Here is a 16773-nt window from a genome sequence, read left to right as displayed (position 1 = left end):
AAAGAAGACCTCCGGTTGACAGTCATAAAGTCTCGGCAACCGGGGCGGTTTGATCACTAAACGACATTACATTTACATAAATTAGATCACTTAATCTCAATATGAAAAAGATACTGTTTGTTTTACTGTCAGCTACGCTTGGCAACCTTGTTTTCTCCCAGAAAAATGATCTCGCGCTTATTCCCGAACCCGTATCGGTGACGCAGGGTTCTGGAAGCTTTGTTTTGAATGCGTCAACAAAGGTATTGCATGCACCGCCTTCGCTTGATACGATCGCGAATATGCTGGCGGCACGTTTGAAACAGGCAACAGGATTCAGGATCACTACCGGTTTGCAGACACAGAACCAGTCAAACAAAAACACCATCGCCCTCGTGCTTACCGGGGATGCCAGTATTCCGAAAGAGGGGTATCAGCTTGAAGTAACGGCAAATAACGTTTCGCTAAAAGCGAAAGATCCTTCCGGCATTTTCTACGGTATTCAGACATTATTGCAATTACTCCCGAAAGAAATTGAATCAGCATCAGCGGCCACTGCAAAATGGGAGATCCCGGTCGTTAAGATCAGCGATCATCCTCGTTTTGGCTGGAGAGGTTTAATGCTTGATGTTTCCCGCCATTTCTTTCCGAAAGAAGAGGTGAAGAAGTTCATCGATCAGATGTCCCGCTATAAATTCAATGTGCTTCACTGGCATCTTACCGACGACCAGGGCTGGCGCGTTGAAATAAAAAGCCTGCCGAAGCTTACGGAAGTTGGTGCCTGGCGCGTAAATAAAACCGGAACCTTCGGAAGATTTTCGGTCCCTGCAGCAGATGAACCGCGCGACTATGGCGGGTTTTATACCCAGGATGATATCCGGGAGATCGTTCAGTATGCAAAAGAAAGACAGATCAATATTCTTCCGGAAATAGATGTGCCCGGTCATAGCATGGCCGCCATTGCAGCCTATCCCGAACTCACCTGCACTCCGGGCACCTATGTCGTCAATTCCGGTGAACAATTCATGATCTGGCCTCCGGGCGGTCATTTCTACGGAACAGTCGACAACTCACTTTGTCCGGCAAATGAGAAGGTTTATGAATTCATGGATAAAGTGTTTACGGAGATCGCGCAGCTCTTTCCTTTTGAATACATACACATGGGCGGCGATGAAACGGCGCGCAACTTCTGGGAAAAATCTGATGCCATAAAAGCATTAATGCAAAAAGAAAAACTGGCGAACCTGGATGAAGTGCAAAGCTACTTTGTCAAGCGCATGGAAAAGATCATAAATGGAAAAGGGAAAAAGATGATCGGCTGGGATGAGATCCTGCAGGGAGGCCTTGCGCCCAATGCTGCTGTTATGAGCTGGCGGAACATGCAGCATGGCGCTGAAGCTGCCAAACAGGGTCATGAAGTTGTAATGACACCTACCGAATTCGTTTATCTTGATTATATGCAAAGTGATGTAACCATGGAGCCGCCGGTGTATGCATCACTTCGATTAAAAAAGACATACCAGTTCGACCCACTGCCTGAAGGTGTGGATCCAAAATGGATCAAAGGCGGACAGGGAAATCTTTGGACGGAACAGGTTTACAATATCCGCCAGGTTCAATACATGATCTGGCCACGTGCATTTGCCTTATCGGAAGTGTTATGGAGCCCGAAGGATAAAAAGAACTGGAACGCGCTCGTTCCAAAAATCGAAGCTCAATTCAAGCGGTTCGATGTTGCGAAGATCAAATATGCACCGAGCATGTATGACCCGGATCTCAAAGTAAAGAAAGTTGATTCAACCAATGTATCCGTAGAATTGATCCCGGAAATCGAAGGACTGACATTACATTACAGTTTCGACAACTCTTACCCGGATGAGTTCTATCCATCATACAAACAACCGCTGACTGTTCCAAAGGACGCTTCCCTGATGCGCGTGATCAGCTACAGGAATGGAAAGCCTGTTGGCCGCATGATCAGCATCACCGTAGCGGAACTCAAAAAGCGGGCAGGGATCAAGTGAGGTGATCAGGTTTAAAAGTTTAAGGGTTCAAGGGTTTAATAGTTGGTAGTGTTGCAATTCAGGAGTCATTCCTTTATTGCCGTTCCAGCAACTATTAAACCCTTAAACTTTTAAACGGGGAACCTTATAAACTGCTTACTTTTACGTTCCTCAAAACTTCATCCCTTGAATCGCATTGACCGGGTAACAGCCATCCTCATCCAGCTTCAATCACGCAAAGTGGTAAAGGCACAGGATATCGCGGAACGCTTTAATATCAGTTTACGCACTGTTTACCGTGATGTGAAAACACTCGAAGAAGCCGGTATACCGGTACTTGGTGAAGCAGGTGTGGGTTATTCGATCATGGATGGCTATCGTTTGCCTCCAGTGATGTTTACGAGGGAAGAAGCCACCGCCTTTCTTACTGCAGAAAAACTGATCGAAAAACTGGCGGATTCTTCCACGGATGAAAGTTATAAATCGGCAATGTATAAGATCCGCGCCGTATTGAGAGGGACGGAAAAGGACTTCCTGGAAAATCTTGATGAACATATTCAGGTGTATAGAAGCCGCCGGAACAGGCATGCTACCTTCGAGGTAAACCCGATCCAGACCATTTTAAAGAGCATTGCGGGAAAGAATGTGATCTCTATCAAATACTTCGCCCAGCACAGCCAGGAAAAAACAGACCGTATGGTAGAGCCGGTCGGCGTATTTTACCTCGACGGATACTGGCACCTCATCGCATATTGCCGCCTGCGGAAAGATTACCGTGATTTTCGCCTCGACCGCATGAAAGATATAAGGGAAACGGATCAGCTGTTTGACAAAGCGCATCCTACGCTCAAGGCTTACATGAAAGAATGGATGCGTGAAATGGACCTGACGCAGGTTATCATCAGAGTAGATAAAAAAACATTGCCTTACCTGGAAGATCAGAAATATTACAGCGGCTTTGTATCCCAAAAAGAAGTAGGAGATAAAATAGAAATGACCTTTCTGACCGCTTCACTCAGCGGCTTTGCGCACTGGTATCTTACTTTCGGAAATTATGCGGAGATCATACAGCCGGTAAAATTAAAAGAGAAGGTAAAGGAAAGCGCCAAAGCGATCCTGGAGAGTTTGAAATAAATGAGGGGTGGTAAAGTGTTACGCGAAGAGCGCAAAGAAATCAGTCATCAAAAAATAAAACTTTTTCCGTTCCTTTCGATCTTGGCATTATTTCTACCGCGGATCCTTCCACTCACCAAACGTTTTTTCGATGATCTCCTTCCGGTAATCAAAGATCCCCTGCAGCTTCTTTTTTACAAACAGCTTATCCGCCAACCTACCGATCATCCCAAACGGAATACGGTAATGCACGATATCCGTCATTTCCACTCCTCCATCAATCTTCTTGAAATGATGCTGATGGTGCCAGAGCGAATACGGCCCCTTGCGCTGTTCATCCACAAAATATTCCCCGTGCTTTACATGTGTGATCTCCGTCATCCAGTAAACAGAGATCCCCGCCACAGGTTTCACCCTATACTCGATAACCTGCCCCGCATAGATACTTTTTCCATGGTGAACGGACGTGACCCTGAAGTCCATGGACGGAGGGGTGATCTTTATCAGGTTTGCCGGATCAGAAAAAAATGCCCAGAGCTCGTCCAGCTGAGCCGGGATCTTTTGTACAGTTTTGATTACGTGTGCTGCCATGCTTCTGAAACATCAAACTTCGTACAAAGTTTTGGAATGAACGGAAAGCATCGCTTAAAGGCCTAAAATAGTTCAAGCCAGAACTATCAGACCTTTCAACTGTTAAACTTCCAAAGCTCTCAAACCTTTCCGCCCATCCCTAAAACCTCCTACCTTTATCCCCATGTCACAACCTTCACTCTACGAACAATTCAATAAAGCCTATGCGCAGCTGAATGAGCAGCAACGCAAAGCGGTTGATACTATAGAAGGACCTGTTATGGTTATCGCCGGCCCCGGCACCGGGAAAACACAGATCCTTGCCAGCCGGATCGGGAAAATATTACTTGAAACGGATTCGCAGCCGGAAAATATCCTTTGCCTTACCTATACTGACGCCGGCGTTGTGGCCATGCGCAAACGCCTGTTGCAGTTCATCGGGCCCGATGCATATAAGGTGAACATTTACACCTTCCACGCATTCTGCAACGATGTCATCCAGGAGAACCTTTCCCTGTTTGAAAAGACGGCGCTTGATCCCATTTCCGACCTGGAAAAGATCCAGCTATTTAAAGAACTGATCGATGCTTTTCCGAAAAACCACCCGTTGAAAAGATATCGCGGCGATGTTTATTTTGAAGTGAACAACCTGCAATCTCTTTTCAGCACAATGAAACGTGAGGGCTGGACACCTGAATTCATTCAGCAAAAAATTGACGCTTACCTGGCAGACCTGCCAACACGCGATGAATTTATTTACAAAAGAAAGTATAAAGAATTCAACGCGGGTGATCTTAAAAAAGATAAGCTTGATGAAGAAAAAGAGCGCATGGATAAACTCCTGGCCGCTGTCAACGAATTTGACAATTTCCAGAAGCTGATGCGTAAGCGTAACCGGTATGATTTTGATGATATGATCAACTGGGTGATCCGCGCATTTGAAGAAAATAATAACCTGCTCATTAACTACCAGGAACGTTTCCAGTATATCCTCGTCGACGAATTCCAGGATACAAGCGGCACGCAAAACCGGCTGGTCGAATTGCTGATCAGTTACTGGGATACGCCAAATGTGTTCGTTGTGGGTGATGATGATCAGAGTATCTATCGCTTCCAGGGAGCCAACGTTGCGAATATGCTTGATTTTGCCAACAGCTACCGGGAAAGTCTTCGCACCGTTGTGCTAACAGCCAACTATCGGTCGACACAGCCGATCCTGGATATTTCCAAAACGCTGATCAACCGGAATGACGAACGACTGGTAAAACAGATCGAGGGGCTTAGCAAAGACCTTTTGTCAAGCAACCCGAAGATCAGCCACTTGATACATTCTCCGCTCGTACAAGAATATGAAACGCAAAAGCAGGAGATGATCGGCATCACCCGCCAGGTGCAGGCACTACTCGCGCAGGGCATAGCGCCCGGCAGAATTGCGATCATATATAAAGAAAACAGGTATGGCGAAGATCTCGCTCAGTATTTCAAACTGCTTAACATACCGGTATACAGTAAACGTCATCTCAACATCCTCGAATTACCTTTAGCACAAAAGCTTGTATTGCTATTGCGATATCTTGCATCAGAACATGACATTTCTTATGGTGGCGATGAAATGCTTTTTGAGATCCTCCACTTTGACTGGTTCGGGATCCCTCCAATTGAAGTAGCAAAGCTTAGCGTGGAAGTAGCAAACAAACGCTCCGCCGGAACGCGAACCTCCATCCGTCAATTGCTTTCAGAGAAAGTCAAGATGCCCGCGCGCGATCTTTTCACTCCGCCATTGCATTCCGGATTGTCAAAAGCATCTGCCGTAGTGGAAAAGCTTATTGCAGATGTCTCCAACACAACATTGCAGATCCTGTTTGAGAATGTGATCCGCGAAGCGGGTGTTCTGACTACGATCATGCAGCTTCCCGACAAACACTGGCAGCTGCAGGTGCTTACCGGCTTCTTTGATTTTATCAAAGAAGAAACACATCGTTCCCCGTTAATGACACTGAACCACCTGGTGACACTGATCGACCTGATGGAAAAAGAAGAGATCAAGCTACCCATGGTCCAGGTAAGCGGAAGTGAAAAAGGGGTCAACCTGTTGACCGCGCATGGCTCGAAAGGCCTGGAGTTCGAATACGTATTTCTCGCCAACTGCAACGCCTCTTCCTGGGAAAAGAAAAGAAAACCCGGTGGAGGATATAAAATGCCGGATAACATATTCGACCAGGCTACAGCAACGGGCGGCAACGAGGGCGAAGAACTTCGCCGGCTTTTCTATGTTGCATTGACAAGAGCTGAGCAGCATTTGTTTTTATCCTACAGCCGATTCAAGAACGATGGAAAAGAACTTGAACCATCCATGTTCCTGGCGGAAATACAGGCACAACACGAACTGCCCGTTGAAAAAGTATTCCTTGACACAGATGTACTGGCTGAGTTCGCAGCCCTCCATTTCACCATAAAACAAGCTCCTGAAATTGAAAAAATAGAACACGATTTCATCAACAATATGCTGGAGAAATTCGTGATGAACGTTACCGCACTGAATAACTACCTGAAATGCCCGCTTGAGTTTTACTTTAAAAACCTTGTACGCATTCCCTCGCCGAAGAATGAAGCAACGGAATTCGGTTCATCCGTTCACCATGCCTTGGAGCAGTTATTCCGCAAAATGCAGGACAATAAGGACAGGTTCCCTTCGCGGCAGGAATTCATCTCCGACTTTGAATGGTATATGCGCCGACACCGGGAGAGCTTTACGCGGGAGCAATTTGACCGCCGGATGGAATATGGCCAGCTGGTGCTGACGAATTATTATGACACCTACATCACTCAATTCAACCGCGTGGTGGCGATTGAGAGAAATATCCGGAATGTGGTGGTTAGAGGCGTTCCGCTGAAAGGGAAGCTCGATAAACTGGAATTCGAAGGAAAATCAGTGAATGTCGTGGATTATAAGACCGGTGATCCGGATAAAGCCCTGCCAAAACTAAAGGGTCCGTCAGAAAAGGATCCAAATGGCGGCGACTACTGGCGACAGGCTGTTTTCTACAAGATCCTTGTCGACAACTATGAGCAAAAAGACTGGAAGGTGACCAGCACAGAGTTCGATTTTATCGAGCCGGATAAGAAAAAGAACTACCGCCGTGAAAAGCTCGTGATCACTCCTACGGATATAGAATTGGTATCAAAGCAGGTGGAGGACACCTGGCAAAAGATCCAGCAGCACGACTTTTACACGGGTTGCGGAAGCGAAGACTGCCATTGGTGCAATTTTGTGAAAACGAATAGCCTGGCAGTGGCACTGCACGAGGTGGAAGAAGAGGAATAGCGGGGAATCCTATCAAACTCTTAAACCTTCAAACTTTTGAACTTTCTTCCTCCAAACGGGGTAAGTTTGCACCCGCATGAATTACAGGAGTTTTTTATCTCTCGCCGCCCTCGCACTCGTGCTGATCACAGGCACGGTCACGGGGCCCGGGTGTGCCAATATCGTTCCGCCTCAGGGAGGGGCAAAAGATACATTGCCTCCGGTGATCAGAAGAGTGACGCCGGTTGACTCCTCCACTCAGTTCAACCGGGACCGGATCGATTTTGTATTTGACGAATATATCGACCTCGACAATGCGCAGCAGAACCTGATCATGTCGCCGATGCCGTCCAGTCCCCCAAATGTAACGCGGAAGCTGAACACCATGTCTGTGAGACTGCGCGATACACTTGAGCCTAATACAACCTATTCCATCAATTTCGGCAATTCGATCAAGGATGTGAATGAGGGAAATGTCATGAAGAACTACACCTACGTTTTTTCTACAGGCAGCTATTTTGATTCTCTTCAGCTTTCGGGGAAAGTAATACTGGCGGAATCAGGTGCCATTGATACCACGCTCACCGTAATGCTTCACCGCAATGCTGATGATTCAGCAGTATACCATCAAAAGCCCAGGTATATCACCCGTGTGGATAATACAGGCAGCTTCAGGTTCCGGAACCTGCCTCCCGGTGTATTCTATTTATATGCGATCAAAAGCGAAGGCTCCTATACATATACCAATCCCGAGTCACTGTTTGCTTTTGCCGACTCCGCTATCATTATGGGGCGTCACGAGGCGCCTGTCACACTTTATGCTTATTCATTACCCAAAACGGAGGCTACCAAAACAGGTTCATCAGGAAATGCCAAGCCCAAACCAGGTGACAAGCGGTTGAAAATGGCTAACAGACTTCAGGAAGGAAAGCAGGATCTCCTGACAGACTTCAGCCTGGTCTTTGAAACACCGCTGCGGGAACTGGATACAACGAAAGTGCATTTCACCAGCGATAGTACCTTTTCCCCTTTGTCAGGTTTTAACTGGTCGCTCGATTCAACCAAAAAGATCGCGACACTTCGTTACCCCTGGAAAGAAAATACACAATACAACCTGGTCTTCGAGAAAGAGTTTGCCACCGATACACTCGGGCAGCAATTGTTGAAAGGCGATACGCTTAAATTCAGCTCCCGGAAAACAGCCGACTATGGAAAGCTAGCCCTCCGGTTCAGAAACCTCGACCTCGCCAAAAACCCCGTGCTACTATTCTTCGTCAATAACGAATTGAAAGGCTCGTATCCGCTGACTTCGGTAAATTTCGTTCAGAGCCTGTTCATGCCCGGTGAGTATACGCTTCGGATCCTTGAAGACCGCAACAAAAATGGTAAATGGGATCCGGGATCATTCTTCGGCCAACGTCTTCAACCAGAACTCGTAAAACCAGTTGAACGGAAGATCGTTGTGAAACCAAACTGGGAGAATGAGGCCGAGATAGACATACTGGCTCCGCCTGCACCAGCTGCGGGCGTACCTGGACGGCCGGGGGTACCTCCGCGCGGAAGAAGATAGTCCGTGTGAGTAGGAATGGCCCATCGATGTCCGATGTCCGTTGTCCGAAATAAATGCAAAGAGAGGGGCCTTTGGAAATTCCCTTCAACCATCGAACATCAACCATCGAACAGCCATAAGCAGTATCTTTGCACGATGCAATTCTCTTCTTCTCTATTGGAAAATGCTGTTAATGAGTTCGCGAAGCTGCCGGGTATTGGGAAAAAAACAGCGCTCCGGTTAGTATTGCATTTATTGAAACAGGATCCCGGTGATGTTCACCACTTCAGCGAAGTAATGTCGAGAATGCGAAGCGAGATCAAATTCTGCCAGCGATGCTTTAATGTCGCAGACGGAGATATCTGCTCCATTTGTGCGAATTCCATGCGCAAGTCCGAAATGATCTGCATCGTAGAAAATATTCGTGATGTGATCGCGATCGAAAGTACACAACAGTTTAATGGGGTATATCACGTACTGGGTGGCGTCATTTCCCCGCTCGATGGCATTGGACCAGACCAGCTTACCATCGAAGCCCTGATACATCGCATTGAAAAAGAGCAGACCGCAGAACTCATTTTTGCCTTAAACCCTACTATTCAGGGAGATACCACTATTTACTACATTCAGAAAAAGCTGGGCACCGCACCTTCCGCGAACGCTACACCGCTCCGCATTACCACCATCGCCCGTGGCATTGCCTTCGGCGGTGAGCTGGAATACGCCGATGAAATGACACTGGCAAGAAGCCTGCAGAACAGGCTGCCGGTGGATAAGTACGTGAGCAGGTGAGGTCTCTCCCGATGACATATGCCCGATGCACGATCGGCTGAAGCAGGAAGGGGCGCTCATACAGTAAAATGCGGCAGGCTGTAAACCAGCTTGATGACACGCATGCTCCTCTGAGCGATTGATGGGTAAGACATATGGTAACGGCCATCGATCACGCATTTTGATATTACTATTACTTTGTAGTAGCTTTGCCACCCACAGGCGGATTTGTTTATTGTTCGGCCTGTCTAAAAAACTGAACTAATAAACGCCAAGAAACTCCCGCATATAGTTAGTTTCCCAACGTTTATGAGTCAGTTAATGATCTGCCAGTGAAAAGCTTAATTCATTCGCTGTGCCCTGCACTGGCTTCATATTAAACGAAACGACTATGGATATTCGGCAAGAACTTGAAAAAAGGATCCTCATTATCGATGGCGCAATGGGAACAATGATCCAGCGGTATAAGCTGACTGAAGAGGATTATCGCGGAGAACGGTTCAAAGACTGGCACCTCGATCTGAAAGGCAATAATGACCTTCTTTGCATCACCCGCCCGGAAATCATCACAGAAATACATAAACAATACCTTGATGCCGGCGCTGATATTATTGAAACCAATACATTCAGCAGCACTTTCATAGCTATGGCGGATTACGAAATGCAGAGTTTGGCTTATGAGCTGAACGTCGAAGCTGCTAAATGTGCCCGCGAAGCTGTGCGCCAGTCCGGCAAAACGGCCTGGGTAGCCGGTGCTATCGGCCCGTTGAATAAAACACTGTCGCTCTCCCCAGACGTTAACAACCCAGGATTCCGTGCTGTTACTTTCGATGAGGTAGTGGATGCTTATTACGAACAGGTAAAGGGCCTGGTTGATGGCGGAGTCGATATCCTGTTGGTAGAAACGATCTTCGATACACTGAACGCGAAGGGAGCCATCTTCGCTATCAAGAAATTCTTCAGGGATACCAACACTCCATCCCTGCCGGTTATGATCAGCGGAACCATTACAGACGCATCGGGCAGAACCTTGAGCGGTCAGACGCTGGAGGCTTTTTATACATCTGTTGCCCACGCAAAACCGTTGAGCATCGGACTGAACTGCGCGCTGGGTGCAAAGGAAATGCGCCCGCATATAACAGAGCTTTCTCAGATCGCTTCCTGCTACACCTCTGCATACCCGAATGCCGGTTTGCCGAACGCAATGGGTGAATACGATGAAGATCCCGCAGATACCGGGCACTTCCTTGAAGAATGGGCAAAGGAAGGATATGTGAATATTGTCGGCGGTTGCTGTGGGACGACACCAGACCATATCCGTCACATTGCGGAGCATGTAAAGACTATTCAGCCAAGAAAATTACCCGTGCTCGAAACGTCCCTTTAGTCATTAATATCCCGGATGTTTTTACTCTTTACTTTTAACTTTTGACTTCAAACAGCATGTCAGACCAGATTCATATAAAACCTTATCTACGTTTATCGGGCCTCGAGCCCCTTATCATCCGTCCGGAAACGAACTTCATCAATATCGGTGAACGGACAAACGTAACAGGCTCGAAGAAATTCGCCCGCCTGATACGCGAAAACAAATTTGAAGAGGCACTGGCCGTCGCACGCCAACAGGTTGAAAGCGGCGCCCAGGTCATCGATATCAACATGGATGATGCCCTGCTTGATGGGGTTCCTGCCATGACAAACTTTATCAACCTGATCCAAAGTGAACCCGATATCGCAAAGGTTCCCATCATGGTAGACAGCTCGAAGTTTGAGATCATCGAAGCCGGGCTGAAATGCGTACAGGGAAAGTGCATCGTTAACTCCATCTCAATGAAAGAGGGAGAAGCGAAATTCATCGAACAGGCAACGATCTGCCAAAGCTATGGAGCGGCGGTTGTCGTAATGGCATTTGATGAAGTTGGTCAGGCTGACACAGAAGACCGAAAAGTCGAAATCTGTCATCGTGCTTATAAAATACTCACCGAACAGGTTGGGATTGAGCCACAGGATATCATATTTGATCCGAATATCTTCGCAGTTGCAACAGGTTTGGAAGAACATAATAACTATGGTGTTGACTTTATCAATGCCACAAGACGAATAAAGGAACTGATGCCACTTACTAGCATCAGCGGAGGTGTAAGTAACCTCTCTTTCTCTTTCCGTGGCAACGAACCGGTTCGCGAAGCAATGCACTCTGTATTTCTTTACCACACGATCAAAGTGGGAATGAATATGGGTATTGTGAACGCGGGACAGATGGTAGTATATGATGAGATCGAACCACAGCTCCGCGAACTTTGCGAAGACGTGATCCTGAACCGGAATAATGAAAATAATGAGGCGACGGAAAAATTGATCTCTTTTGCTGAAACCGTAAAAGCAAAAGGAAAAGTAGAAGTTAAAAATGAGGCGTGGAGAACAGCCTCTGTAGAAGAAAGACTGAAACATGCACTCGTTAATGGCATTACCGATTATATTGATCATGATACGGAAGAAGCCAGGCAAAAATATCCAAGACCACTTGAAGTGATCGAAGGGCCCCTGATGGATGGAATGGGTGTTGTGGGAGATCTGTTCGGTGCCGGGAAAATGTTTCTCCCACAGGTTGTTAAGAGCGCACGCGTAATGAAGAAATCAGTTGCATGGCTCACACCATTCATCGAAGAAGAGAAAAAGAACAACCCAAACGCCTTAAATGGTAACGTAAAAAAGATATTGCTTGCAACGGTAAAAGGCGACGTGCATGATATCGGCAAGAATATCGTTGGCGTAGTACTTGGTTGTAATGGATACGATATCGTTGACATGGGTGTAATGGTGCCAACTGACAAAATACTTGACACTGCAGAAAAAGAAAAAGCGGATATCATTGGCCTCAGCGGATTGATCACACCCTCTCTTGATGAAATGGTGAACGTAGCGCACGAAATGAAACGTCGCGGTATGCAGCAGCCCTTGCTGATCGGCGGTGCAACCACTTCACGTATGCACACTGCTGTGAAGATTGCGCCACAGTATGACAATGGCGTTGTTCACGTTCTTGACGCAAGCCGTAGCGTAACAGTTGCCGGATCTCTTTTGTCTGAGCAGAAATCAAATTTCCTGGACAAAACAAAGCAGGAATATATCAAACTGAAAACAGACTTCGAGAATAAAAAAGTAGTGAAAGACTATCTCGCTTTCAGTGATGCGCAGGCTAACTGTGTAAAGATTGACTGGGATAATTTCACGCCCACCACCCCTCAATTCATCGGCAGGAAAGTGTTTGAAGATTATGATCTCGCTGAGCTGAGAAGTTATATCGACTGGAAACCATTCTTTATTTCCTGGGAACTTCACGGAAGTTTCCCGGATATTTTGACAGATAAAAAAGTAGGAGAAGAGGCAACAAAACTTTATAAGGATGCCAACGATCTGCTGGATAAGATCGTTAATGAAAAATGGTTGTCAGCACAAGGTGTGATAGGCTTCTGGGAAGCGAAAAAAACCGCGCCCGATACAGTTGAAGTAAAGAACGGCGAGAACAATGTCAATCTTCAATTTCTTCGTCAGCAGATCAAGAAAGCTCCCGGCCAGCCAAACCTGAGCCTTGCCGACTTTATCCGTCCCGCGGAGATCGATCATCCTACACCGGATCATATCGGATCTTTCTCTGTAACGATCAAAGGAATTGAAACACATATCAAACGTTTCGAAAAAGAGTTGGACGACTATAACAAGATCATGCTGCAGGCGCTGGCGGATCGATTTGCAGAAGCGTTCGCAGAATGTTTGCATGGGCGCACAAGGAAAGAATTCTGGGGATACGTGAAGAATGAAACGCTTAGCAACGATCAACTGATCAAAGAAGAATATGTGGGTATACGTCCGGCGCCAGGCTATCCTGCGTGCCCCGATCATACCGAAAAATACAAGCTGTTTGATCTGCTTGGTGGCGAAGAGGTGACCGGTATACATCTTACTGAATCACTCGCGATGTACCCTGCATCATCTGTTTGCGGATGGTATTTCAGTCATCCGCAAAGCCAGTATTTCGGCGTGGGTAAGATCCAGCAGGATCAGTTCACAGATTATGTGACCCGTAAAGAAATGCCGACAGAAGATATGCAGCGCTGGTTGAGGCCCATCCTTGAATAGAATTACGCGAATTTCATAACACGGATTTCGCGAATTATTTGACGGTTAAATGAAAGAGGCTGCATTAGTGCAGCCTCTTTCATTTAACCGTCAAATCGTAGAATCTGCGTTATGCAATCCGTGTTATCTCACTTCAGCAAAGATTTCAATTCAACAACCTTGAATTCCGGACTCGATTCAAAACAATGTTTCAGAGTCGGCATGTGTCCATTTCCAAACAACACAAGTATCCTGTCTTCCGATGCCGGTTTTGTTTTAAGAATATTGTTAAAGATCCGCAGGTTGCGGCTGAACCACCACATCGAAATAAAATCGGGACCTTCGTTGCCCTGCGTATTAAAGCCGCCAGTAAAATAATTTCCCTGCATACGCTTCAGTACTTGTGGCTCGGCCATCAGAATGAAGTTCTCCAACAATGTCAGATTCTTTTCCAATGTGTCACTGATCGTATAGAATTTACTGTAAAGACGGTTCCAGTACTTGTCTCTCACAGAATCAACCAGCACCATATTTCTATCCATACTATCTATCCAGGTATATTTTTTGGCGTTCTCACCAATAAAACTACTTGCATCCACTGCATGAACTTTATTGATCTTCATATCTTTTCCAACCCTGTATGCCAACTGATAGATCTCGTTTCTGCCGAGGGTAAACCGGTCCTGTAAGTATTCGTTATATAAGGAATCATGAAAAGACTGCCTTGTTGCTTCAATATAAATTCGCGTGGGTTTAAATCGTTCGATCACGGATACCAATTCCTTTACTTCTTTCTGCTTTCTGGCAGACAGGATATCTACCTGGAGTGAAGAGTCTGTAACATGTACATCGAGATTTGGGTAGTCAAAATGGTAAGTGCCAAGTAATAAAACTTCCGTCGGTTTGCGATCACCTTCGTGAAGAATAAGATCAGGATCCAGTCCTTTCATTTTCTTCCAGTCGATTTTCTGTGCATAGGTAGCATTTAACAATATCATCAATAGGGTAGCGATCAACAAGATCTGTTTCATAATTCGTAATTTTTACCAAAATTTGCTTTTTGCGACCACCCGCTAAACTGCAATCTGCGTGAGGTTGGAATTTGTCTGCCAACCATAGGCTTATAAAGAGGCTGCAGGTTGGCAGACAAAAAAATGGTATTGGCAGACAAAGCCGGAAAATCCTGGTGCAGCATAGTTATTTTGTGATATGACAAAAAAGCAACGACTCATCCTGTATGCCTTTATCCTGGTTGTGCTGATCTGGGGGCTCGATCTTACTGTATCGCTCAGAGATGGCGATCCGATCACGGTAAGGTCAGTTTTTTCTCCGTTTCATTTCTCGCAATTGATCTATTCGGCCATCACGCTGGCACTGATGCATTGGATAGGCACACGTTTTTTTGCGAAAAAGAAATACGTGTTATTCTGTGTCGCTTCGCTGCTCATGATCTTTGTATTCACTCTGTTACGTTATACCATAGAAGAGGTCATCTATCCGCTGGTACTGGATGGCCTCCGGAACTACCCGGAAAAATATGGGGTATGGAGATATGTACTGGATAATATTTACTTCGGAGCTGTTTGTATTGGCGTTGGCATCTCTGCTTTTCTCCTTGACAACCAGGTAAGCAATCAACGAAGGCAGGCAGAATTGCTTCAGCAGAACAGAGAAGCGGAATTGCTTTTTTTACGGTCGCAGGTAAACCCTCATTTTCTTTTCAACACACTCAATAACATTTATTCGCTTGTTTATGAGCAATCGCCAAAAGCGCCAGGTGCGATGCTCCAATTATCCGAGCTGATGCGATACATTCTGTATGAAAAAAAAGAGCTTGTTTCGGTCAGAAGGGAATGGAGTTATATTGAAAATTTTATTACTCTGCAGAAGTTGCGTTTTGATCATGATCTGCAACTGGATATTACTGTAACGGGCGATACAGATAAACAATTGATCCCTCCTTACCTGTTGATCCCTTTTATAGAAAATGCTTTTAAGCATGGCGATTTCAGAAATGATTCGCTGCATATCCGCCTGGATGTATCATCGGCAAAAATGGACTTTGAGATCAGCAATAAAGTCAGCAACAGGAATAAGGATGAATCGGGCGGCATTGGAATGGACAATGTGAAACGCAGACTTGAATTACTTTATCCGGAAAAACATATATTGACATACGAAACTGAAGACAGTTTTTATACAGCACGCCTCGTGTTAAACTTCTAACTTTAATGTATGAAATGCCTGATCATTGACGACGAGCCGCTGGCGGTAAAACTACTGAAGGATTATGCCTCCAAGGTCCCGGACGTCGAGGTTGTAATGGCAGGAAGTGATGTATTTGAGGGCCTGAAACTTGCGCAGGCAGGAGAGGCTGATCTTATCTTCCTGGACATACAAATGCCGGAGCTTACAGGTATCCAGTTCATGAAGGTACTGAATGGAAAGAGCAAAGTGATACTGACCACGGCTTACGAAGAATATGCCTTGCAGGCGTTTGATCATGATGTTGTAGACTATCTTCTGAAACCTTTTTCTTTGGAGCGTTTTATGACAGCAGTACAGCGTGCGAGGGAGAGGCTGAGCCTTACTAAACCTGCGGTTGAAACTGTGAGGATGGATTACATATTCGTGAAGTCGGAATATAAAATGGTCAAGATCGAATTGAAGGATATCTTATATCTGGAGAGTTTGCGTGATTACGTGGCGATCCACACAACTACGGGAAAGATCTTAACGTTGCAGAGTTTACGAAGTTTCGAAGAAACGCTTGACGGAGGAAAGTTTATGCGGATCCATAAGTCGTATATTATTTCAGTGGATAAGATCGGATCGGTGGAAAGAAAGCGTGCGGTGATTGGCGAAACTTATCTGCCGGTTGGGGAGACTTACGTGGAGGCATTTTGGACCAGGCTTGGAGTAAAGTAAGGGCGGTTCGCGGGAGGGAGTTCTTCGTTAACTGGAGGGGGAATTCGATTTGGCGCCTGGGCGGGCTGATGAACGCGGGAATGACGAGTTACGCTCCCTCCTCCACCCACCATCCCCCTTGGGCCCTCCCCCGCCACCACCACCAGGATCCTAAAGGAAAAGGAATGAGTTGAGGCAATAATCTGCCCGTAACCAAAGCTTCTCAACATCTCTGGCATCTCCCTCACGGCTAGGCTACAATCATCAACTTAATTCTCCCGTGCACGGCAGAACCATCCATGCAAATATCATCGCTGCGCAAAAAAACACAAGGTGAAAATCACAAAACCTTCTGCGAAAAAAACGTAGAATAAGTGAGGAAAACATCAGGACGGTACGAGCACATTATCCTAAAACAAAATATCGCAGCAATTGCTGCGATACCTCCTTATAAATCC

At 46.1% G+C, this 16773-nt stretch carries 11 protein-coding genes; 9 read left to right on the top strand and 2 right to left on the bottom strand.

All coding sequences use genetic code 11. The features are described from left to right. The first annotated feature begins 101 nt into the window (after positions 1-101). A complete protein-coding gene (locus tag LZZ85_RS05420; protein WP_237869363.1) occupies positions 102-2003 on the top strand; it encodes a beta-N-acetylhexosaminidase in 1902 nt (633 codons plus the stop codon). Between the two features lie 165 nt (positions 2004-2168). Then, complete coding sequence (locus LZZ85_RS05415; RefSeq protein ID WP_237869361.1) at positions 2169-3116, top strand: helix-turn-helix transcriptional regulator; 948 nt, start codon at positions 2169-2171, stop codon at positions 3114-3116. Between the two features lie 93 nt (positions 3117-3209). Here LZZ85_RS05415 and LZZ85_RS05410 read toward each other — a convergent pair whose 3' ends face one another. Then, positions 3210-3686, bottom strand: a complete 477-nt coding sequence (locus LZZ85_RS05410; RefSeq protein ID WP_237869359.1) for an SRPBCC family protein — start codon at positions 3684-3686, stop codon at positions 3210-3212. Between the two features lie 163 nt (positions 3687-3849). On the opposite strand from LZZ85_RS05410, the gene LZZ85_RS05405 reads away from it, so the two are divergent. From LZZ85_RS05405 to metH, 5 genes are all read left to right on the top strand, one after another. Next, a complete protein-coding gene (locus LZZ85_RS05405) occupies positions 3850-6990 on the top strand; it encodes an ATP-dependent helicase (RefSeq protein WP_237869358.1) in 3141 nt (1046 codons plus the stop codon). 76 nt (positions 6991-7066) lie between these two features. Beyond that, a complete protein-coding gene (locus LZZ85_RS05400; RefSeq protein ID WP_237869356.1) occupies positions 7067-8539 on the top strand; it encodes an Ig-like domain-containing domain in 1473 nt (490 codons plus the stop codon). Between the two features lie 33 nt (positions 8540-8572). Continuing rightward, a complete protein-coding gene (gene recR, locus LZZ85_RS05395; protein ID WP_237869354.1) occupies positions 8573-9310 on the top strand; it encodes a recombination mediator RecR in 738 nt (245 codons plus the stop codon). A gap of 370 nt (positions 9311-9680) precedes the next feature. Next, complete coding sequence (locus tag LZZ85_RS05390; protein ID WP_237869352.1) at positions 9681-10676, top strand: homocysteine S-methyltransferase family protein; 996 nt, start codon at positions 9681-9683, stop codon at positions 10674-10676. A 56-nt stretch (positions 10677-10732) separates the two neighbouring features. Next, entirely contained in the window at positions 10733-13429 is a 2697-nt protein-coding gene (metH, locus tag LZZ85_RS05385) for a methionine synthase (protein ID WP_237869350.1), read from the top strand. 128 nt (positions 13430-13557) lie between these two features. Here the strand turns inward: metH and LZZ85_RS05380 are convergent, their stop codons facing one another. Next, positions 13558-14439, bottom strand: coding sequence for a DUF5694 domain-containing protein (locus tag LZZ85_RS05380; protein ID WP_237869348.1), 882 nt, complete (start codon positions 14437-14439; stop codon positions 13558-13560). A 178-nt stretch (positions 14440-14617) separates the two neighbouring features. Here LZZ85_RS05380 and LZZ85_RS05375 point away from each other — a divergent pair, with 178 nt between their 5' ends. After that, entirely contained in the window at positions 14618-15634 is a 1017-nt protein-coding gene (locus tag LZZ85_RS05375; protein WP_237869346.1) for a sensor histidine kinase, read from the top strand. Between the two features lie 9 nt (positions 15635-15643). Further along, positions 15644-16336, top strand: coding sequence for a LytR/AlgR family response regulator transcription factor (locus tag LZZ85_RS05370; RefSeq protein ID WP_237869344.1), 693 nt, complete (start codon positions 15644-15646; stop codon positions 16334-16336). Positions 16337-16773: the final 437 nt, after the last annotated feature.

The sequence above is a fragment of the Terrimonas ginsenosidimutans genome (assembly GCF_022012415.1).
In the GTDB taxonomy this organism is placed as follows: Bacteria; Bacteroidota; Bacteroidia; order Chitinophagales; family Chitinophagaceae; genus Terrimonas_A; species Terrimonas_A ginsenosidimutans.
The sequence above is the reverse complement of the archived record's forward strand: the minus strand, read 5'-3'. Positions and strand labels throughout refer to the sequence as shown.

What these genes read in the sequence shown, in the direction of transcription:
- LZZ85_RS05390 (WP_237869352.1), top strand. Translation starts at nt 9,681, where the DNA reads ATGGATATTCGGCAAGAACTTGAAAAAAGGATCCTCATTATCGATGGC.
- recR (WP_237869354.1), top strand. Translation starts at nt 8,573, where the DNA reads ATGTCCGTTGTCCGAAATAAATGCAAAGAGAGGGGCCTTTGGAAATTC.
- LZZ85_RS05370 (WP_237869344.1), top strand. Translation starts at nt 15,644, where the DNA reads ATGAAATGCCTGATCATTGACGACGAGCCGCTGGCGGTAAAACTACTG.
- LZZ85_RS05410 (WP_237869359.1), bottom strand. Translation starts at nt 3,686, where the DNA reads ATGGCAGCACACGTAATCAAAACTGTACAAAAGATCCCGGCTCAGCTG.
- LZZ85_RS05375 (WP_237869346.1), top strand. Translation starts at nt 14,618, where the DNA reads ATGACAAAAAAGCAACGACTCATCCTGTATGCCTTTATCCTGGTTGTG.
- LZZ85_RS05400 (WP_237869356.1), top strand. Translation starts at nt 7,067, where the DNA reads ATGAATTACAGGAGTTTTTTATCTCTCGCCGCCCTCGCACTCGTGCTG.
- LZZ85_RS05420 (WP_237869363.1), top strand. Translation starts at nt 102, where the DNA reads ATGAAAAAGATACTGTTTGTTTTACTGTCAGCTACGCTTGGCAACCTT.
- LZZ85_RS05405 (WP_237869358.1), top strand. Translation starts at nt 3,850, where the DNA reads ATGTCACAACCTTCACTCTACGAACAATTCAATAAAGCCTATGCGCAG.
- metH (WP_237869350.1), top strand. Translation starts at nt 10,733, where the DNA reads ATGTCAGACCAGATTCATATAAAACCTTATCTACGTTTATCGGGCCTC.
- LZZ85_RS05380 (WP_237869348.1), bottom strand. Translation starts at nt 14,439, where the DNA reads ATGAAACAGATCTTGTTGATCGCTACCCTATTGATGATATTGTTAAAT.